The following is a 21,246-nucleotide window of genomic DNA, read 5'->3' on the forward strand; positions in this document are numbered from 1 at the left end:
GCTCCAGTCGGCCGTCACTGGTGGTAGTAGCTCGCAAACTCAGGACAGGTGACAACTATGGCGCTCAGGCGGTGACGACCACCGTGCTCAAGCGGACGACGAACCACAGGTCGCTGTAGGACTCCGGTGACAACTATCTCGACCAGTCACAAGACGAGCCTCGTGTGCGATGCGCCGTACGCCCCCTGCCGTGGCGTGATGCGGGCAGGCGCCCTCGGTTCGGAGGGGTTGGTAGGGGAAGATTACGGCGGCGGTCCCAGTTCCATGCCCTGGCCCCGCTGTTGAAACAGTCCGGTGTGACGGCGCGCTACCTCGGCTGGCTGCGGCGCCCGCAGTTGTGGAAGGCGTTCGCCGAGCACGACGTGCTCGTCATGCCGTCCACCACCCTGGAGGCCATGGGCCTGGTCGCCCTGGAAGCCCAAGCCTGCGGACTGCCCGTGCTCTACCAGCCCGTCCCCGGCCTCAGCGAGGCCCTGGCCGCCTCCGGGGTCGCCACCGACTTCACCCACACCGCCGCCCTCGCCCGCGAGATCGACCGCCTGCGGACCGCCCCCGGCCTGCTGCCCGCCCTCCGCCAGGCCGGACACGACAACGCCGCCCGCTACCCCCTCTCGGCGACCGCCCAGGCCCTGTACGACCTCGCCCGCCAGCTCACATGAGTCGCGCCACTGCACGATCCGGCCCACCCTGGTCACTACGCTGACCGGCGGGATGCCCACGGCGAACAGGGAGACCATGACGTACGCGATCGAACGCATCGAAGCCCTGCTGGACGAAGGCGTCCGCGACAAGGTCTACCCCGGCGCCGTGTGGGCCGTCGGCACCGCCTCCGGCATCCACGCCTCCGGCACCGCCGGCGTCCTCGACCCCGACCAGCCGGATGTACGGATGCGGCCGGACACCGTCTTCGACGCCGCCAGCCTCACCAAGATCCTCGCCGTGTGGTCGTCCATCGGCGCCCTGTGGCAGGACCGCGTCCTCGACCTCGACGCCCCGCTCGGCACCTTCTGGAATGAGGTCACCGGGCACCCGCTCGGCGCCGTGACCTCCCGGCAGCTGCTGACCCACACCGCCGGCGTCCCGCTGCGAGCCCAGCTGAAGAACCTGTACGGCACCGACCCGCAGGCCGTTCGCGACGGCGTCCTGCACGAGGTCCTGCACCGGCCGCCGGGCGAGGCCGTGGAGTACACCGACCGCGCCGCCCTCATCCTCGGCTACCTCGCCGAACATCTTTCCGGGACGCCCCTGGACCAGGTCGCGGCCGAGCGAACCTGGCGCCCGCTGGGCATGGACACCACCCGCTTCGGCCCGCTGCCCGCCGGCCTCGCCGCGAAGTGTGCTCCGACCGAGCTCGACCAGGACACCGACACCCATCTCAAGGGCGTCGCCCACGACTTCTCCGCCCGCCTCCTCGGCGGAGTCTGCGGCATCGCCGGCACCTTCACCGTCGCCGACGACCTCGCCGTCTTCCTGCGATACATGCTGGACCCCACGATCGCTTCTCCCAAAGCCGGCTTCGGCAGCGAGTGGACCGCCCACTCCCTGACGATCCAGACCGGCCACCTCCAGCCCGAACGCGGCCTGTTCTGGCACCCGGCCCCCGGCGCCACCACCGCGCAGGACGCCTGGGTCCACTACGGGTTCACCGGCACCGGCATGTGGATCTCCCCTCAGCAGGACCGCTGGGCGATCCTGCTGACCAACAAGATCTACTACACCCGGGACCGCCAGCCCCTGACGGACATCCGCAACAGCTTCCGGGGACTCGCCTTCGTATGACCCGGCGCCCCAGCCGAGTCAGGCGCCGACGCCCGTCTCGACCGTGGCGTGATTCCAATCATCCGCACCCTCAGACACCCCTGAGCAGCAGTTTCGTAGCCCGGCCCTGTGACACCCCTGCAAGCGGCGCACACGGCCGGGGCCACGCCAGAGCCGTCAACAGCGTCCCGGCGATCATCGCAGCGGTGGCACACTGATGGGCTCAACTTGCCCATCACGCTCGGGAGATCACCTGATGAACGCCACCTCAACCGCCGGCGCCCAGCGAACCGAACCAGCCGAGGATCGCACCGGCGGCTGCCTCTGCGGTCGCATCCGCTTCACTGCCCAGGGCCCCGCAGTCTTCCCTCACACCTGTGAATGTGGACATTGCCAAAAACTCGGCGGCACCCCCGTGATGTGGTGGGTGGGCTTCAAGACGATCACCTGGATCGGCGAGGGTGGCGAGCCGACCTGGTACGAGACCTTCCCCGGTGAGGCGAAGCGCGGGTTCTGCCCGACCTGCGGCAGCCGCGTCGCGGCGATCGACAGCGACATCCCGGAGATCGGCATCAACGTCACCGCCCTCGACGACACCAGCGGCGAAGACCTCGTGCCGATCCACGCCTCCTTCCACGACAACGTGCCCTGGATGTCCATCACGCTCGCGCCCGACCCGCAGAGCCGCGCGTGATGCCCGGCGGGCATCACCCTGGTCCCTCCGCGGGCACGAGTGGCGAACGTCGGCTTCCCTCTGATCGTCACCTGAATCGCCCCGGCTGATGGGCCCGAGCGGGGCCCGCCAGTGCGTGCGCGCGGTGCACGATCATGTTGACCGAGCCGTGGTCACGTTCGATGTGCCCCTCCAGCAGCACCGCGGGTGCGCCGAGGACTGCTTCTCGCGTACGTTCCCAGACCGGGGGAGAGAAGACCAGGTTGATCATGCCGGTCTCATCCTCCAGGGCGCCGAACGCCACCCCCTTCGCTGTTGGGGGCCTTTGGATGTACTTGGCCAGTCCGCCGACCCGCACCCGGGTTTGGTCTGCCAGGTCACGAGCCTCGCGTGCGGGCTGCGCCCCGTGCGAGGCCAGCAGGGTACGGAGATGCTGCGCTGGATGGGCGGTGGCGCTGGCGCCAGACGCGTCGAGGTCGGCGCTGGTGGCCTCGGCCGCGGTCATGACCGGCAACTCCGGCGCGGGCACCAGGTCGCCCAACCCCGGAAGGACGTCTTGGGATTCGCCGGTATAGGCGCCGGCCGACCACAGTGCGGTGCGCCGGTCCACGCCGAGTCCATCGAACGCCCCGGCGGTGGCCAGCTGTTCCATCAACCTCGCTGACAGTCGCGTGCGGCGGGCGACATCGGCCACCGAGCGGAAGGGCCTGGTGCCGCGCGCGGTCAGGATCCGATGGGCGATCTCCTCGCTGATCCCGGTTACGGAGGTCAGTCCGCGGCGGATCGCCGGCCGCTGCTCCGGCTGATCGGCGTGAGGCTCGAGCGTGGTGTGCGCGCCGGAGTGCTGAATGTCGACACTGCGGACCTCGATGCCATGGTGCTTGGCGTCCTGGATGAGAGTCTGAGAGTCGTAGAAACCCATCGGGAGATGCGCCATAATCCCCGCAAGCATTGCGTGCGGAAAGTGGTACTTGACCCATGCGCTGGCATAAATGATGCCCGCCATCGACTGGGCGTGAGACTGCGGGAATCCGTAATCCGAAAACGCTTCTATCATGCCCATGATGAGCTCGGAGGCGTCGCGGTCGATCCCCTTGGCGGCCATGCCGCCGAGCAGGCGTCCGCGCAGCTTCGCCACCTTTTGCGGGGAATGTTTGGCGGCCATCGCCTTGCGGAGGCGATCTGCCTCGCCCGGGGTGAAACCCGCACAGTCGATCGCCAGGGCCATGGCCTGCTCTTGCCACAAAGCGACCCCCAGCGTTTTGGAAAGCGCTGGTTCGGCTAGCGGATGCGGATAGGTGACTGGCTCCAGGCCGGCCCGCCGTCGCAAATAGGGATGTTTTGATCCGGCTTGAATCGGGCCCGGTCTGATGATTGAGGCGGCTACCGCGAGATCCTCGAAACAGCGGGGCTGAAGCTGCGGCAATGTTGAGACCTGCGCCCTTGACTCGGCCTGGAAAACGCCTATGGTCTGACCTGCGGCAATCATGGCGTACACGTCCGGGTCGTCCTGCGGAATCGAGGCCATGTCCACGCTGACTCCGTGGTGTTCGGCAATGAGGTCGCACGCTGTGTGCAAGGCGGCCAGCATGCCCAATCCCAGGATGTCAATTTTCAGAAGGTGGGCGGCGGCCACATCATCTTTATCTCCTTGCAGGACAGAGCGGCCCTCTCGGGTGGCCCATTCAACCGGCATGATTTCCCCGATGGGCTGGCGGGTCAGTACCATCCCCCCGACATGGATGCCCAAATGCCTTGGCAGGGTGTGGAGTTGACTTGCGAGGGAACGCACGTCGCCCGGGATATCGGCCTCGGGCCCCGGTGGCTCGTGGTGAATATGGCGGGTCATCTCATTGATACGTGCCATGGGATAGCCGAGTGCACGCGCTGAATCCCGGACGCTGAGGCGGGGTTGGTAGGTGATGAGGTTCGCCACCTGAGCGCAGTGCGACCTACCATATTTGGCATACAGGTACTGGATCACCTCTTCCCGGCGGTCGTTCTCGAAATCGATGTCGATGTCCGGGTCGGTCTTCTCGGCGTGCAGAAACCTTTCAAAGAGCAAGCCGTGTTTGAGTGCGTCGACGGAGGTGATGCCCAGCGCGTAGCAGACCACCGAGGAGGCGGCGCTGCCACGCCCCTGGCACCAGATCCCCTGCTGGGTCGCGTACCGCGTGATGTCCCAGCAGATCAGGAAGTAGCCCTGCATGCCCATGTCGGTGATCACGGACAGTTCGTAGTCGAGCTGTTTCCACGCCGCCCTGGTGGCCGGGTCGGTGCGCGGCCCGTACCGGCGGGCGCAGCCTTCCTCGGCGAGGTGGCGCAGATAGCTCTCGGGGGTGTGCCCGGTGGGCACCTCGAAGTCCGGCAGCTGCGGGCGCAGTTTGCTCAGGTCGATGATGCTGCTGCGGGCGAGGTCGACGGTGGATGCGACGGCCTGCGGGTAGCGGGCCATGAGGATGCGCATCTCCTCGGCAGTGCGCAGATGTGCCGTGGGGGCCGGCGGCAGCTCCCCGACCGCGGAGTCGAGGTTCTCGCGACGGTGCAGCGCCGTCAGTGCCGCCGCCAGCCGCGCGGACCGCGGGGCCGCGTAACGGACTGCGTTCGTGGCCACCACCGGCAGTCGCCATCGCTCGGCCGCCGTGTGCACGGCGGCGTTGCGCGGGCCGTCTTCGGGCAGCCGGTGATCGACGAGTTCGGCGTGCAGGTGGGTGCGGCCGAAGAGGTCGACCAGCCGGTCCATCCGTGTGTGGACGGCGTCGGTGTCGTACGCGGCCTCGCCGATGACGGGGCAGCCGGTGAGGATCGCCCAGTGGCCCTCGTGCGCGGCAGCCGACAGGGCGTCGAGGTCGTAGACCGGGGCGCCCTTGGCGCCGGCCAGTTGGCCGGCGCTGATCGCCGCGGACAGCCGAATGAAGCCCAGAAGGCTGCGGGCGATCACCACGATCGACCCGAGCCCCTGGTCCAGGGTGAGTTCGGCGCCGTAAACGGTGCCGATGCCGTACTCGCTCGCGGACTCCGCCAGACGTCTCGCGCCGTAGAGCCCGTTGGTGTCGGTGATCGCCAGGGCCTCGATACCGAGGCGGACGGCCTCGGCGACCAGCTCTTCGACGTGGTTGGCGCCGAAGAGGAACGAGCCGGCGGAGTGCACGTGCAACTCTGCCCAGCCGCCGCCGACGGGCCTCGGCGTGGCGCGCGTAGCGGGGAATTGCAGGACCTTCCCGCGACGGTCTTCAGCCATAGAGCGCCTCCACCGCCCACTGGCCGTCCTGGATGCGCAGCAGCCAGGCGCGGCCGTCCGCGCAGGCGACCTGCAGACGCGCCAGGCGTCGGGCCTGGGCGGGGATCCACCAGTCCTCCAGCACCGGCCAGGGTCCGGTCCACCCGGTCACCGCCACCGGCGCGGCACCGTCGATGGACAGCCCGGCCGGGGCCTGGGTGAGCAGGGTGCGTCCGCTCACCCCGACCGGGCCACCATCTGCCCCGATCACCTGGGCAGGGCGCGGGGTGGGGTAGACGACGGCCGGGTGCGGGGCCGGCAGCCGGCCCGGCCACGTCCCCTCCATCAACGGGCGCGAGCGCGCATCGCCGTACGGGATGTCCACGATCCGCTCGCCCGGCCCGCGGCCTCCGGCGAGTTCCTGACGCACCACCGCGCGGTGGCCGAGCATCGCCTGCAGCTGCCCCGCAGCGTGCTCCAGTTCCTCCGGCGCGATCCTTGGCCCGAACAACAACGACTGCCGGCCGGTCGCCGCCGACAGTCCCTCCGGGACCAGCCGCAGTGTGGTGATCCCCGCCGCGGCGGCATCGAGCTGCCCGGTCTCGGCCCAGGCGGCGATCTGCCAGCGCACCCGCTCGGCCACCGCCAGCGCGGAGAGCCGACCCTCGTGTCGCCACAGCCGCGACAGGCGCAGCCCGGACGCGAGTCCCACTTCGACCTGCAACCTGGCGCACACCGCACCGGCCCGCGCGAGACGGACGTGAAGCTGCTCGGCGAGCGCCTTGGCGATGAACGCGACCGGTTCAAGGTTGTCCTCGGGCGGCTCGAACGTCTCGGCCACGCTGTAGTCACGATCCGCCCCGGACACGTTGAGTGGCCGGGCCTCCAGGCCGCGGGCGGTGCGCTGGGCTGCGGCGCCGTCGTGTCCGAACCGGGCCAGCACTCGCTCACCCGGCAGCGCCGCGAACATTCCCAACGTGGTGATGCCCAGGCGGGGCAGCAGCTGAGACAGCCGTGGGCGGCCCAGCACCCCCACCGGATACGGGGCCAGAAAGCTGGCGGTCTGCCCGGCCGGCACCAAGTCCCCGACCTGCCCGGCCCGAACCGCCAGCGCAGCGGCGAACACAGTGTCCGCCGCCCCGGTACGTGATGCGACCCCGGCCTCGGTGAGCACCGTGGTGATGTGCTCCACGAGAGCCTGTTCGCCGCCGAAATAGCGGGCAGGTCCGCGAGCGGGCACCGCGACCAGGCCAGGCCGCAGGACTTCCATGTGCGGAGCGACACGCTTCTCCAGCAGACGCACCACCGGCTCGAACGCCCGCACCTCCGCCTCGGGGTCCCGGTCGAGCAGCCTGAGCTGGGGGCAGCGACCGGATGCCTGGCGCACCCGCATCCCACGCTTCACGCCCTGCCGGCGAGCCTCCTTCGAACAGGCCACCACACGCTCCCGCGCGATGATCGCCACGGGCTCGTCGTGATCCGCACCCGCCGCCACCACGGGCCAGTCCATCGTCCAGATCGCTAGTGCACGCACAGCCGGCTCACCCCGCGGTGACGGGCCGCAGCGGCACGACATCCGCGCCGACGGTGGCGGCGGGCCCAGTGATCAACTGCACCGAACCGTCCGGCCCCGGCAGCCACACGTCGGCATGCCGCGGCTGCGTCGCCGCACCCCGACCGGCAACCATCAGACGGACGCGGCGGCCGGCGAGCATACCGAAGCCGTTCCCGAGTCCGTCCCAGCGGGCCTCGGTCACCCGCAGCCGCAGCTGCGCCTCCGGCCAGTCCTGCCAGGTCAGCAGCGTCGTGCCGGATCGCCGCAGGCGGGCCGCGATACGGCGACTGGTACGCAAGGCCACCTGTCCCACGGGGCCGAGCAGGACCACCGGCGCCGCCTCGCACACCGTCGCCAGCACCTCGGGCCACCGCCGTCCCGGCTCGGGTACGGCCAGCCCGCACGCCAGGTCCAAACCAGCATCCGCCGCCGCGAGCCCGCCGAGCTGCGGCAGACCGACCGCTGCCCAGGCGCCGCCGTCGGTGGCGGCCTCCGCGGCCAGCGCGATCAGCAGCGGCAGGTCGCCCCCAGCGCTCACCACCGCGCCGCGGGGCAGCTTCCCGCCCGGGAGCAGGCTGGAGAGCATGCCGGACTCGACTCCGGTCGCCTCCGGAGTCCCTCGCTCACCAGGCGAAACGACGTGCATGAACACATGTTCGATTCCCTGTGCGAGAAATGCAAGCGGACGAATGCCACGCCACACGCACGAGCTGTCGTGACCGGCTGCGGTTGACGCTCCGGCGAAAGGAGCGGCAGTCGTGAACGGCCTCACCCGCAGCGCCGGACTGGCCCCGTCGGACACAGCTATCGCGAAGCGGCGGCGCCCTGGATGACCATCACGCTCGCGCCCGACCCGCAACGCCAAACGTGAGGGTCTGCGGCGAGCCTCCACGCATGACTCACGCGCGGATGGGATTGGCGGATCTGATGACCGACCCTCACGACTGTGACCACCACTCATGCCGACAGGCCGCCGTGATGTGGTTCGAGCCCTGCGCCGGTCCCGATGATGGCCGCCGCTTCTACGCGTGCGATGGTCACGCGGGGCTGTTCGCCCGGAGCGTGGCTATGGCGTCGACCGTAGGCGGAAGGGCCGTCTGAGAGAGACTCGCCGTGCTCCCCGCCTACTGTGGAGGGGCAACGATCTCTTCTGGGAGCACAACGAGTGACAGCGTCTATGGAGCGGCTCTGCGACTGGGTCGTCAATAAAGACAAGGTCTGGGTCCACGGGGACCGGATCACCGACGGCCACGTCGCTCTCGACATGCGCCTCACCCCAGGGCTCGATCCTGGCGAGGTAGCCCGGGATGGACAGTGGGTCCTCCGCAAAGCGCAGCCCTCACGCTGGGTGGCTGAGCAGCACCCAGACCTCTCAGGCGTCATTCCGGACCCGGCCGACGGCTCGGACTGGAGCGAGGTCGCTTGGTCGGCCTGGGTGACCCGTGGCCTGCGTATCGGTGCGCTCCGGGGCGCCGCGGTGGCAGTGGACCACGGATGGCTCTCTCGCCTCGAATCCGGCTACCGGATCGAGGGGGCTCCCGGACACGGGGTCCTGCGGATCGTGACCAAGAAGCCCGAGCCGTCGCTGCTGTCGGGCGGTGCCGCGTACCGAACGGTGGTCGGTGTCGTGATGCCCACCCCGATCGAGGGTTCGGGTGCGGTCCTTGAGGCCATCGTGCAGGACCTGAACGTCTAGGTTTACCGGGTGAGCAAGCGGCCTCAGCTTCCAGGTGATCCCTCCGACCTGTACCTGCGCATCTCCTACGACGACGAACTCTGGGACACCCCGCAGGCCGACACGCTGGAGCGATGGAGCGTGTCCGTCCTACATCGCCGGCGTGTGCACGACGGAGGCCAGGGCCCGGCAGTGTCGAGCAGCTGCGTCACCGCGGAGTGCCCCGCGTGCACGGTCGAGGACGCCACCGTGGGGTCGATGACGTTCTACCGGGTGCACCTCGACGGCGCCCGGAATGCGTTCCGGGCGATGGAAGAGGAATCCGAGGAGCTGTACGAGACCGCCCAGGTGCTCCTCGATCCCGAGACGGGCTTCTTCGCCAGCGAGGTCAGCGAGCTGCTGGAGTACGTCGGCTCCGGACTGCTCGTCATGGACCGGGTGACGCTGGATCCTCCGTGGCGTGGGCACGGACTGGCGGCCGTACTCGGCTGCGAGGTGATCCACCGGCTCATGGCCGGCTGCCGGGCCATCGCCTGCTCACCCGGCATCACCGACCTCAGTAGTCAGCGTCTGACGGACCAGGCCGAATGGGACCGCGTGAACGCCAAGATCGCCCAGGGGTGGCAGAGCCTCGGGTTCCGCCTCTACCGCGACAACGTCTATCTCCTCTCGCCCGCCTCGCAGGACCTGGAGGAGCAGCGCGGCGCACTTCGAGGGCGGCTTGCGGAACTCGGTGCGTCCTGGCGGACTGGGACATCATGACGGGCGTCGCCGCGGCGAGAGACGGGCACCCCCAAGGAAAGCTCCAGCCCCGACGGCGGGTCAAGTTGATGGCACAGCCGGTCCGTCTTACGGCCGGGGCATTTCCTCAGGGTGTAGTCGGCCCGCCGGGACCGGTGGGCGGGAGGTCCAAGTTGGCGAGCTGAAGTCACGCCTGCGGGGCGGCGCGATCTGCTCCACCCCGAAACCTGGCCCTCTTCTCGAAGTGATCAGACCTTGGCCTTGTGCCACGGCGCGGCGGGGTCCGAGAGCGTGTCGAGGATCAGCTCGCACCAGGTCACGGCAGCATTGACCGTCAGGCGGGCGTGACGCACTCCAAGCCCAGACGGTGCGCTCGCCTGACCGTGACCGCTGCCGAAGCCCTGGTTGCGCAGTTCGGCGACGCCGACTGCGATGTTCACCGACCCCGAAAGGATTCTCTTCACGGCCTTGCTGCCGTCGGGCCCATCAGGAGCCGAGCCAGCGTCGAGCTTCAGCGCCTTCTGGACCGTGCTGATCAGGGCTGGAAGCGCGGCGTTCCGGTCGACCTCGATGTTCAGCTCCCCAAGAGCGGTCTTCGCCGTTGCCTCGATGAGCTGCTTGGCCGCGCCGATGGCCCCATGGGGATCGGTGGTCAGGTCCCTCCGAATGCGCTCCAACTCGATCGTGATGCCGGAGGCGTCGCTCAGGGTGCTGAGGTCGCGGACCAGCACTGGGGGGTTGGACCAGGAGATCCTCCCCTCCTTATCGAGAGTGAAGCCGTCCCGCTCCAAGCGGACCCTGATGTCGTCAAGCCACTTCGGAGTTCCCTGATCGTCCGGGTTCCGGTACGCGCGGATGAAGTCCTCGAAGACCAGGAGTACTCGTCGAATCTGGTTCGGATCCGACCAGTCCACGCCCTCCGCATAGAGCATGAATTCAGTCCGCCGCTGGCCTGAGTCCTGGTACTTCAGCTCATCTGGCGGGATGGGCGCGAACCCGTGGTCCTCCCACAGCTCAGCCACAATCCGGACGGTCAGGTCCGTGGCCAGAGAGCGGAAGGCGTTGCGGGTCGCCGGGCTCACCAACTCCCGCCGTGCGGTGACGGTCATGGTCTGAAGATAGGAGCAGACCCTGACACCGTCACTGTCTTTTCCCAAGGTGACGTCTGATCCACGCCGCGCCCGTCTGACCAACCAGTCTCGGGTTGCGGCTGATCGGCCACTGGGTGGCCATTGGTCGTGAGATTCGGCCACGGAATCTGAGATCTCACATTGGGTGTCAAAGGACAGTTCGCCGGTGGCAGACAAGGAAGATCGCCCAAAGGACTGGTGGACGCTGCAACACCATGTCAACCTGAACGACCTTCGGGAAAACCACAGGTCAGAGAGGTGATGTCGTGGCTTTGGATGCGGCCCAACCCGGATTCGCCACCACGGTCGCGGCTCTGCGGCTCCGCTCCTGGAAGCTCGGTGCCGGCCAGGCGATGGAGGTGATCGACCAGTTCTCGGAGGCCGATTTCACTCACATCGTCGACGACCGTGCCGACGTGCACGTTGGCTCGCGCGACGGCCGGTTCTACCTCGGCCACTTCCCGAACGGCCGGCCCGGCGGCGCCGACAAGGACTGGGTGACGGGCGAGGGCTGGGTGATCGCAGTCACCGGCACCGCGAACGCCCCCGGTTACCGAATCGCCTTCGGCACGGACACGCCGGCGGAGATCGTCGCCGATGCTGTGGCCCGGATCCTGTCCACCTCCCGGCCCCTGTGACCGGCACGTCCCCCTCCCTACATACGCGCCGCGTACCCTGCCCCTGCTCGCGCGGCCTCGTCCGCTACCGCTAGGAGAACGCCTTGAACCCGCACTCGCCCGAGATGACCGTCGGCGACATCCTCGACCTGCTGTCCGCCTGCGACCGGGACACACCCGTCCGTCTGGCCATCAACCCCTTCTTCCCCATGGCCCACCGTCTGGGCGGCGTGGAGAAGACGGTGGACGAGCACGGCCAGCCGATGGTCTACATCGCCGAGTCCCCGGAGGCCGAGCAGTTCGGCCCCCTGCCGCCCGCCGTAGCCATCGCTCTGACCTGGCAGGGGCCGGTCGAGGCACCCGCGCGCCGCCGACGCGGCGCGGCCAGGCCGAACAACGGCCAGTGATTCACCCCTGAACTGACGGAGGCGCCTCTGCACCCGCACCACCCCATCGATCCCTCCCGTCCCGCCTCGCCGGACCCGATGTACTGGGTCACCCCTCGCCACCTGGCCGGTGACGACGGTGTCCTCGCCGAGCGGATCGGTGACACCCTGACCGACCTCGGCTGGCGTATGTGGCCGACCTCCCGCAACACCCTGCTCTATGTGAGCCCCGACGGCCTGCGCGGCGCCGAGTGGATCCTCGCCGCTTACCCGTTCGAGCTGGGCGGCCTCCCGGTGGCCTGGCAGCTGTCGGCCCGTCCGCACCATGCCTCGGCCCTGACCGAGTGGAACGCGTACTTCACCGCTGGCGTTCCGCACGAGGCGCTCACCGATTTCCTGCTTGCACTCGACGCCAGCGAGACCCCCGATGCCGGGCTCGAGAACGCCGAGTCGGTACTCACCGCGCTCAGCGCCCGAGGCTGGCTGCGCGACATGGACCGCCCGCGTACGACCGCCACCGACCCGGGCTTCTCCACGAACGTCTCGCTGGAGATGCTGCCGCCGCTCATCCACGACGCCGACCCCCGCGATGATCTACTGGGGTGGCAGGCGTGGGCGGAGCCCGTGCTCGGGGCACCGTACCTGTGGTGCGCGAGCTTCAGCGCGAGCGCCCCGCACGAACTGGTCGCGGCCTTCGCCTCCTCGCTCGCCGCACCCGGCCCGGTACCGCGCCGCACGCTGCCCGAGGGGGCGGAGGACCGTCTCACCGTCGTACGCCGCGGTTGACCGGCTGCTCATAGCCGGTGACCGTGGCGAGGGATCGATGGGGTGATGCCCCCCTTCTCCCAGGCCCGGCACCAGCTCACCTGACGCCACCCTGGAACCAAGATGAAGGCCGTGCCTAGGATCGCCGTCGTGGCAGGCAAAGTAATCGGCAAAGGACCCTTGCGCGGCTACCTCCTGGAGGAGGTGCTGGCCTGGTTGTTGCGGTCCAGCGGCTTCGAAGTCCTCACGGCCGACGACGACAAGGACAAAGAGCCGTGGAAGGTGCTGAAAGCGGACAAGAACGGACTGCTGGTCCGTGGACGCGGGGCATGGCACCAGGTCGATGCGCTCGGACAGTTCCGGTACGTTCCGCCGTTCTCCCTGCCGGTCCGCTTGTTCGTCGAGGCAAAGTACCTGACTACAGCTCCAGTTGGTCTGCCCACCGTACGCAACGGCCACGGTGTGATCCACGACGTGAACGAGGGCGAGACCACCACGCTCACCGCCCCGGGGACCGGCCGGCCACGGACGCGATACCGCTATAGCTACGCGATCTTCTCCACGTCCGGCTTCAGCCCGGAGGCACAGGACTACGCGCTGGCCCACCAGATATCCCTGATCGACCTCTCCGCACCGGACTTCGCCGTACTGCGGAATCTCGTCAAGACCACGGCCGATACCATTCACGCAGTTCTCGAAGACACTCCTGCGGCCGAGCGGCCGAAGGTGCACGAGATACGGACGTATCTTCGCGGGCCGCTGCTGGAAATGGACGCGGGCGACGTGGACCTGCCCGATGCGATTCGCGGCCCACTCGATTACTTGGCTCAGGCTCTGTACAGCCGGTCGCAACTGGGTCTTGTCCTGGCCTTTCCGGCAGCGCCGTTCGTCCTGGGACTGGCCTCGGATGATCTGTACGCCTTCGTGGATTACGCGAGAGGGCACCCCACGCACGCGGTGCGTCTGCGTCGCAGCAATCAGGCAGCGTCACATCCCGTTTGGGAACTGCGCTCCGCAGAGCACCCGGAGGCATACGCGTTGCGGTTCGGTCTGCCGGAGCGGGTGGAAGCCTGGATTGTCCAGCAGGACGAAGGAATGCCCTCGCGAACCCGGTACATCAAGCGCAGCATGCTGTCGACCATGACCCTGTACTGGATGCACGGGGAGCATGCGCAGACCTTCCAACTCCGCTACGAGCCAGGCGAACTCCGTCTCGACGGCTGATTGCCTGATACGACGAAACCCCGGTGTCCGGGCCTGTCGGGAGGACAGGCCCGGACACCGGGGCAGGTGGAGGAGTGGATCAGCGTGTGGTTCGCGCTTTGGCGAGCGCCTTGTCCAGGTGGGCATCCACGAGGCTCGGCGAGCCGGAGACGATCACCAGGATGTTGCCGGTGCGGATCGCCGTCTGCTTGACGACGCTGCGCTGCCCGCCGGCGGAGAAGGTGAGCAGCTGGCTCCACTGCTCGTCGCCGAGGTCCGGCGCGGCCGACTTCTCGGTGCCCATGTCGACGACGGTGGTGCCCGACGTCACCTGGTAGGAGGGGCAGGAGAGCATCGCGTCGAAGACCTTCCCGATGCCCTTGGACAGCTTCGTCGGGCTGTCGCTGTAAAGCTCTTCGCTGACCTCGGAGCTGCTGCTGCCGGTGTAGGTGAAGGACGCCTTCGCCTTGCGGGTGAAGTCAAGGCCAGCACCGGTGGCCGTGTCGCCGCCGAGCTTCTCCAGCGCCGGGCAGCCGATGACGGCGAGGTCGTCGTTGCGACGAGCGGGCTCGGCCTTGCGGGTGTAGCCCTCGCCCAGGTCGCTCTCGTTCAGCAGCCGCTGGTTCAGCTGGGCCGAGGACAGCGGCGCGGATGTCGAGGACGTGCTACCGCCCCGGTGCGCGGGTACGGAGGACGTGGCCGAGGCATCGGCGGGATCGGCGTGGCTGGAGCAGCCGGTCAGGGCGAGGACGGTGCAGACGGCGCCGAGGCCGAGGGCGGTCGTGGTGTAGCGGCGCATACGTGAAACCCCTTTGGTGATGCGAGACGGATGGTCTGACCGGGTCGGCCCTCCGGGTGCCGACGAACGCAGGGGTAGGGGAAGGGGTTTCGCGCTTTCAGTGGCCGAGGTGGCGCAGGCCGTCTTCGAGGGTGGGGTGGAAGTGGTCGACCGGACCGGAGTTGCGGTTGTACCAGGCGGTGTCCAGCCGGGTCTCCTCCGCCTCGTGGCCGGCCTCGCAGCGCAGCCACACCGAGTCGTCGCGCATGTTGAAGACGATCCAGTTCCGGTACGCACCGCAGTGGCACGCGTGGACCGCGCCGTCGATGACGAGCGGCAGGTCCCAGCGCATCATGAAGCCCGAGACGTCCTGTCGGCACGGTGCCCGGAACTCCGGCGGCAGGAAGTCGGGCACCACCGTGGCCGCCGGCGCGGCCGGGGCCGGCGCGGCGACCGGGCCGGGTGCGTCCGGCAGCGGCCATTCGGTGTGCATGGCCAGCACCGCCTGGCCGGCACGTTGGGCTTCACGGAACTCTCGGTCCGCTCGGTTGCGTCGGAACATGCTGTCTCCATCTCTGTCGTCTCGCCTGCACGAGGAGAGTGCCGCAAGTCCCTGACCTGCTGCAACTCTAAGAATGTTGAATTCAGCGGGACTTGGCGGAGCGCTCCTTGCGGTTTGTCGGACGCTGCGCAGCACCGTGGGTAGCGGTGGGTGCGGTGGCCGTGTGCTTGGGCATGGCGGACGCGTCGGCGGGTAGATCGGCCATGCGCCGCAGCCTCCACACGAGTACGTCGCTGATCGAGTCGGCGGTGTCCAGCTCCCGCCGCTCGGCGGCCTTTGCCAGGAGCGCGGCCGGGTCGTGCCCGGCGCTCTCGACGTCGGCGAGCGTGGCGGCCAGGGCGTACCAGCCCTGCTCGGTGAGGACCTGCTCGGCCAGCTCCGGCACCGCCTTGCGTAGGTAGGCGGTCTGCTTGCGCTGCAGGGGCTGGGACAGACGCCGACCGCGCTGGTGCATGATGCCCAGATACATCGGTGCGGCGGCCTGGTAGGCGGCGCGCAGGTGTTCGGCGGCTTGTTGGGCAGCAGCGGCCTGCTGGGCGTGCTCTTTCATTCTGTGCCAGTGGGCGGCGGCGGTGACGAGGAAGAACACCATGTCGATCAGCATGGTGGTGGTGGCGCCGTCCTCTCCACGGCCGAGTGCCGGCCCGCCGTGGACGAGGTCACGGGCGGCCTGCCGCAGACCGCGGGCGTGCCCTCGCCCGGCTCGGACGTGGGAGCGGGTGGCCCGCTCGAATGCGAAGGCGGCGTCTCGCAGTTCGCGCCGGGTGTGCGCGGCCGAGGTCTTGGCGAGCGCGTCGAGGACCTCGCCGGCCCCGGCGAGCTGCGCGGCGATCTGCCCGTCGTCGCCCTGGTCGACGACGAGCACGGCCTGCCAGACCGCCCACGTCGCCTGGCGCCGTGCGGTCGACGGGCTGACCCGGGCAGAGCCGGAGGCGCGGTCGGTGGTGGCGTCGCGGTCGGGTTCGGAGGCGCTGGTGGCCCACCGTTCGCGGATGCGGGGCAGGGAGAGATCGGGCGCGAGGGTGGAGCCCGAGTAGTAGATCGGCTCCTGGTCCTCGTTGCGGTCGTCGGTCAGCGCGACCTTGTAGCCGAGCAGATCGCCGGAGGGCGCGACGCGCTGGCTGACCAGGAGGCCGGCGGCGGCCAGGCGGTCGAAGAACTCCTGCTCGCTGGTGACGCCGGCGGCGGCGCGGCGTACCGTCTCTCGCAGTTCCTCGCGTGGCGTTCGTTCCTTGCCCTGGCGGTTCGCCTTGTGGCGTTCGGCGCTGGTGGGGCGTTTGGCGGCGGTTCCGTCGCCGGTGTTCAACCGCCTTAGTCCGTAGTCGATTTCGATCTTCCTGGCTTCTGCCTGGGAGCGGGCGCCATCCTGGCGGATGCGGGCCTGGCGGCCGTCATGGCGGACGACGGTGGCGATGATGTGGATGTGGTCGTCGGCGTGGCGGACGGCCGCCCAGCGGCAGGCGGCGTCGTCGCCTTCGGGGGCGATGCCGGTGGCGGCGACCATGCGGTGGGCGATGTCCGCCCACTGCTTGTCGGTGAGGATCGGGTCTTCGGGGGCGGCGCGTACGGACAGGTGCCATACGTGTTCGGCGGGCCTGGCGCCTTCGGGCAGGGCCATGACGGGCTGGTCGAGCAGCCGCTGCAGGTCGCGCTCTGTCGCCTTCGGGTCGCGGCCGGGGTCGGGGGCCAGACGGTCCCATGCCGCGACGAGGTGGGGGTCGATGTGCTCCTCGGCGTTGCCGGGGCCGTACAGGTATTTCAGCAGGCCGTAGGTGTCATCGCCCATGTCGTGGACTTTGGGGATCATGCTGCCGGACGCTCGCCGTTCAGGTAGCGCTGGACGAACGCGTCCACATCCAGTGAGATCCGGTCGACACGAGCGAGGACAGCCCTGGCCTGCGGCGCGGGCTCGTCCGAATTCAGGGCTGCCGCAATCTGGTTGAGATTGTTGCCGATCCGGTTCATCGCAGTGCGCAGGTCGAACAGCTCCTTCAGCATCTCGCGTTCGCCGGCGATCTCCGCGGCGGTGAGGTCGAGGTTGTGGGCGGCTTTGAGCGCAGCGCGGGCGAGGTAGTTGGCGATGCTCATGTTGCAGGCGGCGGCGGCACGGACGAGGAGCTGGTACTCGTCGTCGTTCATGCGGCAGCTCGGCTGGTGCATGCGCTTCTTCTCGTCGCGCAGGCGCTCACGCTGCTGGACGTGGGGCTTCGGCGCTATCGCGTGGGCGCAGTCGGTGCTGTGGCAGGAGTGGCTTTCCCCCTCTTCGGGATGCGAGCCGCCCTCGGTCGCATCCTGACGGATCGGCGCCCCCTGGTGCCGATCCGCTCCCGCCACCCCCGGGGCGGGAGACGCAAGAGCATTGCTCCCAACGGGAGCGATGCTCTTGCACCAACTTGCTCCCGGCGAGGTCGAGTTGGTTTCCGGCTCGCCGGGCGCGGGAGAGGGGTTTGTCGTCGGGTTCGTCATCGGGTGTCGTTCCTCGTGGTACGGATGTGGTGCTGGATCTCGGCGGCCAGATCGACCATGGCGGTCGGGCCGTCGAGGACGTGGACGGGGGACTCGGGGTGTAGCTGGACGAGCCACTGGCCGTTGGGGGCCAGTACGGCTGTGTGCAGGAGCTGGTGGTGCACGAGCACCTCCGCCCAGGCGTCGGCCTCGGCGGTCGTCGGCGCGTGCGTACGCGGGGGACGGGCAGGAATGGCGATTCCTCCATCGCGGGGACGGTGGCCCGACCGAGGCCGGGCCACCAGAATGCGGAGGCAGGCGCGTGACCTGCTTCTTTGCCGGTGTCAGCCGCATTCGGGGCAGCGGTCGAGGTGGCGGTTCAAGGCCCGCGCCATGTTCCGCTTCACCGAGAAGGCGTTCTTCGCGCTGGTTTTTGCCGGCGCGGATCCCTGGTGACGCTCGGCATGGCCGCGCAGGAAGCGGATGTCCTGCTCGAAGCCGGACTTGATGGTGGCGAACCGCTGGCAGGTCTTCATCGGGTCGTGCTCCTTGTCGTGGTGGTGCCTGCCTCGGCCCGCAGCAGTTGGAGGAGCCGTGTCAGGTTCTCGTTCCGGCCGCCCGGGAGGTTCAGGGCGCGGAGGATCTCCCGCAGCTGGGGACGGGTGATGGACGCGTTGCCGTCGCGCTCCAGCAGTGCGGGTACGTGGGGACGGACCAGCTCGGCCGTCTCCTCGACGCTCAGCGGCGGCTGGCGCCGAGGAGGCTTGGACTTCCCGGCGCCCGGCCGGCTCCGCTGCGCCTTCGTCTTTGCCTTCGGCTTCCGGCGTACGGGGACGGTGTGGGGACGGTCCCCGTGGGGCTCGGTCCCCGAGTCCGTGTCGGGGTGTTCGCGGTCCCCATTGCCGTTGGGGACGGTGTTGTGGGGACGGTCCCCATTGGGCTCGGTCCCCGTTTCGGAGTCGTGGTTCTCGCCGTCCCCGTTGTCGTTGGGGACGGTGTGGGGACGGTCCCCGTCGGCCTCCGTCCCCGATTCGGTGTCCGAGTGCTCCCCGACTTCGTCGCTGGCCGGGACGGCTGCCGGGGACGGGCTGGTGCCCCGCTGAGCAGCGGCTTCGTGGATGCTGCCGCTCGCACCGTCGTCGCTTTGGTCGGCCCTGGGGACGGTGACGTTGTCCTTGGCAGCGGCCTCTTCGCCCTGGCCGGACAAGCGCGAGTCGGGCTCCTCGACGTGGTCCCCTTCCCCATTGGGGACGGTGTGGGGACGGTCCCCAACGGGCTCGGTCCCCGTCCCCCGTGCGGGCGCGTCCCCGTCCCCGATCAGCGGGGTGGTTCGGGCACCGACTTCGGGGACCGTTCTCGGGGACGGGGACGGGGACGGGGACGGAGTGAGAGGGGACCGGTCCCCACGGTGCCCGTCGTACCCCGACGCGGGCTGAGTCCAAGGGGACGGCAGGACCATGGTGGCGAGGGCGGAGGCGTTCCGACGGGCTGCCAGCTGCTCCAGCAGGGCACGGCGCTGGTCCGGATCGGTGCCGACCCCGGAGCGGGTGAGAGCCTTCTCGAGCCGACGGGTGATCCGGCGCGCACGGAGTCCGGTGCGCGCTTCCTCGGACATCCTGGCCAGCCGGGAGGCGAGGTCCCCTGCCCGCTCCGTGGCGCGATCCTTGGTGATCTGGGCAGCATTGCGGTTCCGTGTAGCGACACCAAGGCGTGAGAGGAGGCGTTCCCGCGCTTCGCGTCCGAGCGTGGCCAGCAGCCCCTGAGAAGTGGCGTCCGGCTTGTGCATCCGCAGCTCGATGCCCATGGCACGGTGCCAGAGCAGGGCCGCCATGACCGGGCCGACGATGGCTCGCACGGTGCCGCCCACCGGCCCGGATTCGGCGTACGCCGGGATGATCTGCACCCCGGTCAGCACCCAGACGAGGGTGCCGGACACGCCGGGCGTGCCGTCGATACGCAGGCTCTGGCGTGCCAGCAGGGCGTTTGCGAACAGCGCCACCTCGGCGATGGAGAAGAAGGCGGCCCGTTGCACTGTGCTGGTCATGCCGAGGTAGTCAGCGGCGAAGAACCAGCTCGTCTCGGCGCTGTACGCCGTGCAGCCGAGCGCGGCGAGGGCCGCGACCCACACCGTGAGGGTCCCGGCGTGCGAGGCGCCTGCTCGGGTCCGGTTGCGCCGGATCGACCATCCGGCCAGTACCAGGGCAAGCACCCCGAGGGCTCCGACCACGTAGCCGGGCTCGACTCCGAAGGGGAGAGACATGGCGATGGGGTGAGTCATGCGGCCTTTCGGAGGGCGGCGATCAGGGAGTGGGTGTGCACCTGGCGGGGCACCTGCACCGGCGAGGCGACGTCTTCGTCCTCGGCGGTCTCGTCGTCGGCCGGCTCGGCCTCGGTCAACTGGTCCCAGTAGCGGTCGCGGTCGGCGACGGCGTGGGCGGCGTTGCGCATCAGATCGCGCGCCCAGTCGAGGTCGAGGCGCAGTGCGTATGCGAGGCGCTCGGGGCTCCAGCCGCGAACGTAGGCGTGCCGGGTGACGGCCTCACGCTCGGCGTCGCTGAGGTGGATGTCGCGCCCCTCGAAGGCGGCCTTCACCCGGGCGTAGTCCAGGCGCTTGTTGACCTTGGCGTGCCAGGGGCGGCGCTCGTCCTCGGTGAGCCCGCCCCACATGCCGTGGCGGATCTCGTTGTCGAGGGCGTAGTCGAAGCACGCCTTCTTCACCGGGCACCGGCCGCAGATCGACTTGGCCTCGTCGATGGCCGCGCGGTCGCGGGCCGCGTGGAAGAACAGCTCGTCGATGTCCTTGGCCGGCATGGTGTGGCACAGGCCGCGGGCCTGCCAGCTGTGGTCGGCGATGCCCCGGATGGTCGGGGTCGGGGTGTCGTTGGTGGTGATGTGGCGCAAGGCAGTCTCCGGAAGTCGCCTCGTGTGGCGCGGGTCGCTCGGCACCGGTGGTGGCTGGGGTGCGGCGGGGCCCTGCTAGGCGGGCTCGGGGTACGGCGGCGGGCCGTACGCAAGGCGGAACGTTTCTGTGGAGAAGCGGGCTGCGGTCAGGCGGCGGGCGCCTGGGCCTGCGCCGCCAGGGCGCGGTCGATGCGGCCGGGGTGTGAGGTGGCGCGCGGTGCGTTGCCCCGGGCCGTGCCGTCGAGGGTGATGCGCCGGCGGCGGCAGGGCTCGCCCTTGTCGGCGTGACACCACTCGCACGGCACGGCGAGGACGTCGGGGCCTCCGGCGGCGATGGCGGCTTCGCGGGCGGCGCGGGCCGGGCGGTAGGGGGCCAGCTCGGCGCGGACGGCGGGTGGGATGTACGAGCCGACGGCGGCCAGCTGGTCCTTCAGGCCCGGCCGGTGTCGCCCGGCGGTGATTCCGCGGTGCGCCGAGGGTGCGGTGTGCCCGGCCGCCACGGCGTCGCGCGCCGCCAGCAGTTCGGCCCGCCAGGCTTCCGGGTTGTCCGGGTCGGCCATCGGGGTCGGGTCGGTGTGCCGGGCCAGGCGCTCGCGGCGGTGCGCGTGCCATTCCCGGGCCACGTCGGCCGGCAGGATCGGGTACGGCGAACTCACGATGCGCTTTCGGGCGATCTCGCGGACGTCCCAGCCCTGACCGGTGGTCATGGGCACGTCGCCGAGCAGCTCGTGCCACATGGCGAGCTGGTCGCGGGCCTCGCCCGCGTCGGTGCGGATGGTACGCGGGTCCAGGCGGCCGACGTAGGTGAGCACGGCAGCAACTTCGCGGCGGTCCAAG

The 21,246-nt window shown here is 69.6% G+C and carries 22 protein-coding genes; 9 read left to right on the forward strand and 13 right to left on the reverse strand.

Annotation, left to right across the window (positions count from 1 at the left end; genetic code table 11):
* Window positions 1-164: 164 nt before the first annotated feature.
* The 3 genes from ACH47Z_RS28545 to ACH47Z_RS28555 all read left to right on the forward strand — a co-directional run bounded on the left by ACH47Z_RS28545 (window position 165) and on the right by ACH47Z_RS28555 (window position 2,452).
* On the forward strand, window positions 165-659 hold the full coding sequence (locus ACH47Z_RS28545) for a glycosyltransferase (RefSeq protein WP_399078586.1): 495 nt from the start codon (window positions 165-167) through the stop codon (window positions 657-659).
* A 76-nt stretch (window positions 660-735) separates the two neighbouring features.
* Window positions 736-1,779, forward strand: a complete 1,044-nt coding sequence (locus tag ACH47Z_RS28550) for a serine hydrolase domain-containing protein (RefSeq protein WP_399078589.1) — start codon at window positions 736-738, stop codon at window positions 1,777-1,779.
* Between the two features lie 397 nt (window positions 1,780-2,176).
* Window positions 2,177-2,452 (forward strand): aldehyde-activating protein, encoded by a 276-nt coding sequence (locus tag ACH47Z_RS28555; protein ID WP_399078828.1) that lies wholly within the window; start codon window positions 2,177-2,179, stop codon window positions 2,450-2,452.
* A gap of 67 nt (window positions 2,453-2,519) precedes the next feature.
* Here ACH47Z_RS28555 and ACH47Z_RS28560 read toward each other — a convergent pair whose 3' ends face one another.
* From ACH47Z_RS28560 to ACH47Z_RS28570, 3 genes are read right to left on the reverse strand one after another with little or no spacing between them, the layout of a single operon-like run.
* Entirely contained in the window at window positions 2,520-5,672 is a 3,153-nt protein-coding gene (locus ACH47Z_RS28560; protein ID WP_399078591.1) for an error-prone DNA polymerase, read from the reverse strand.
* Window positions 5,665-7,161, reverse strand: a complete 1,497-nt coding sequence (locus ACH47Z_RS28565) for a DNA polymerase Y family protein (RefSeq protein WP_399078593.1) — start codon at window positions 7,159-7,161, stop codon at window positions 5,665-5,667. The genes ACH47Z_RS28560 and ACH47Z_RS28565 overlap by 8 nt, the downstream gene beginning before the upstream one ends.
* Window positions 7,162-7,192: 31 nt before the next feature.
* A complete protein-coding gene (locus ACH47Z_RS28570) occupies window positions 7,193-7,852 on the reverse strand; it encodes a hypothetical protein (protein ID WP_399078595.1) in 660 nt (219 codons plus the stop codon).
* Window positions 7,853-8,383: 531 nt separating this feature from the next.
* On the opposite strand from ACH47Z_RS28570, the gene ACH47Z_RS28575 reads away from it, so the two are divergent.
* Window positions 8,384-8,902: a hypothetical protein gene (locus ACH47Z_RS28575; protein WP_399078597.1), complete on the forward strand. Its 519-nt coding sequence runs from the start codon at window positions 8,384-8,386 to the stop codon at window positions 8,900-8,902.
* A 9-nt stretch (window positions 8,903-8,911) separates the two neighbouring features.
* Window positions 8,912-9,643, forward strand: a complete 732-nt coding sequence (locus tag ACH47Z_RS28580; RefSeq protein WP_399078599.1) for a hypothetical protein — start codon at window positions 8,912-8,914, stop codon at window positions 9,641-9,643.
* Window positions 9,644-9,870: 227 nt separating this feature from the next.
* Here the strand turns inward: ACH47Z_RS28580 and ACH47Z_RS28585 are convergent, their stop codons facing one another.
* Window positions 9,871-10,731 (reverse strand): abortive infection family protein, encoded by an 861-nt coding sequence (locus ACH47Z_RS28585; protein WP_399078601.1) that lies wholly within the window; start codon window positions 10,729-10,731, stop codon window positions 9,871-9,873.
* 287 nt (window positions 10,732-11,018) lie between these two features.
* Here ACH47Z_RS28585 and ACH47Z_RS28590 point away from each other — a divergent pair, with 287 nt between their 5' ends.
* The 4 genes from ACH47Z_RS28590 to ACH47Z_RS28605 all read left to right on the forward strand — a co-directional run bounded on the left by ACH47Z_RS28590 (window position 11,019) and on the right by ACH47Z_RS28605 (window position 13,744).
* Complete coding sequence (locus ACH47Z_RS28590) at window positions 11,019-11,390, forward strand: DUF317 domain-containing protein (protein WP_399078603.1); 372 nt, start codon at window positions 11,019-11,021, stop codon at window positions 11,388-11,390.
* 104 nt (window positions 11,391-11,494) lie between these two features.
* Window positions 11,495-11,776 carry a hypothetical protein gene (locus ACH47Z_RS28595; RefSeq protein WP_399078830.1) on the forward strand — a complete coding sequence of 94 codons (282 nt, stop codon included), beginning with the start codon at window positions 11,495-11,497 and terminating at the stop codon, window positions 11,774-11,776.
* Between the two features lie 78 nt (window positions 11,777-11,854).
* Window positions 11,855-12,541, forward strand: a complete 687-nt coding sequence (locus ACH47Z_RS28600; protein WP_399078605.1) for a DUF317 domain-containing protein — start codon at window positions 11,855-11,857, stop codon at window positions 12,539-12,541.
* 129 nt (window positions 12,542-12,670) lie between these two features.
* Window positions 12,671-13,744, forward strand: coding sequence for a hypothetical protein (locus ACH47Z_RS28605; RefSeq protein ID WP_399078606.1), 1,074 nt, complete (start codon window positions 12,671-12,673; stop codon window positions 13,742-13,744).
* Between the two features lie 79 nt (window positions 13,745-13,823).
* Here the strand turns inward: ACH47Z_RS28605 and ACH47Z_RS28610 are convergent, their stop codons facing one another.
* The 9 genes from ACH47Z_RS28610 to ACH47Z_RS28650 form a co-directional block, all read right to left on the reverse strand.
* Window positions 13,824-14,522 carry a hypothetical protein gene (locus ACH47Z_RS28610; protein WP_399078609.1) on the reverse strand — a complete coding sequence of 233 codons (699 nt, stop codon included), beginning with the start codon at window positions 14,520-14,522 and terminating at the stop codon, window positions 13,824-13,826.
* A 97-nt stretch (window positions 14,523-14,619) separates the two neighbouring features.
* Window positions 14,620-15,063: a hypothetical protein gene (locus tag ACH47Z_RS28615; RefSeq protein WP_399078611.1), complete on the reverse strand. Its 444-nt coding sequence runs from the start codon at window positions 15,061-15,063 to the stop codon at window positions 14,620-14,622.
* An 82-nt stretch (window positions 15,064-15,145) separates the two neighbouring features.
* Complete coding sequence (locus ACH47Z_RS28620; RefSeq protein WP_399078613.1) at window positions 15,146-16,870, reverse strand: relaxase/mobilization nuclease domain-containing protein; 1,725 nt, start codon at window positions 16,868-16,870, stop codon at window positions 15,146-15,148.
* Window positions 16,867-17,529: a plasmid mobilization protein gene (locus ACH47Z_RS28625; protein ID WP_399078615.1), complete on the reverse strand. Its 663-nt coding sequence runs from the start codon at window positions 17,527-17,529 to the stop codon at window positions 16,867-16,869. The genes ACH47Z_RS28620 and ACH47Z_RS28625 overlap by 4 nt, the downstream gene beginning before the upstream one ends.
* Complete coding sequence (locus ACH47Z_RS28630) at window positions 17,526-17,693, reverse strand: hypothetical protein (protein WP_399078617.1); 168 nt, start codon at window positions 17,691-17,693, stop codon at window positions 17,526-17,528. The genes ACH47Z_RS28625 and ACH47Z_RS28630 overlap by 4 nt, the downstream gene beginning before the upstream one ends.
* A gap of 159 nt (window positions 17,694-17,852) precedes the next feature.
* Window positions 17,853-18,044 (reverse strand): hypothetical protein, encoded by a 192-nt coding sequence (locus tag ACH47Z_RS28635; protein ID WP_399078619.1) that lies wholly within the window; start codon window positions 18,042-18,044, stop codon window positions 17,853-17,855.
* A complete protein-coding gene (locus ACH47Z_RS28640; RefSeq protein ID WP_399078621.1) occupies window positions 18,041-19,768 on the reverse strand; it encodes a hypothetical protein in 1,728 nt (575 codons plus the stop codon). Before ACH47Z_RS28640 ends, ACH47Z_RS28635 begins: the two co-directional genes overlap by 4 nt.
* A gap of 14 nt (window positions 19,769-19,782) precedes the next feature.
* Window positions 19,783-20,409: a WhiB family transcriptional regulator gene (locus tag ACH47Z_RS28645; protein ID WP_399078623.1), complete on the reverse strand. Its 627-nt coding sequence runs from the start codon at window positions 20,407-20,409 to the stop codon at window positions 19,783-19,785.
* A 146-nt stretch (window positions 20,410-20,555) separates the two neighbouring features.
* Entirely contained in the window at window positions 20,556-21,245 is a 690-nt protein-coding gene (locus ACH47Z_RS28650; RefSeq protein WP_399078625.1) for a hypothetical protein, read from the reverse strand.
* Window position 21,246: the final 1 nt, after the last annotated feature.

The sequence above is a fragment of the Streptomyces sp. NPDC020192 genome (assembly GCF_044388685.1).
Taxonomy (GTDB): domain Bacteria; phylum Actinomycetota; class Actinomycetes; order Streptomycetales; family Streptomycetaceae; genus Streptomyces.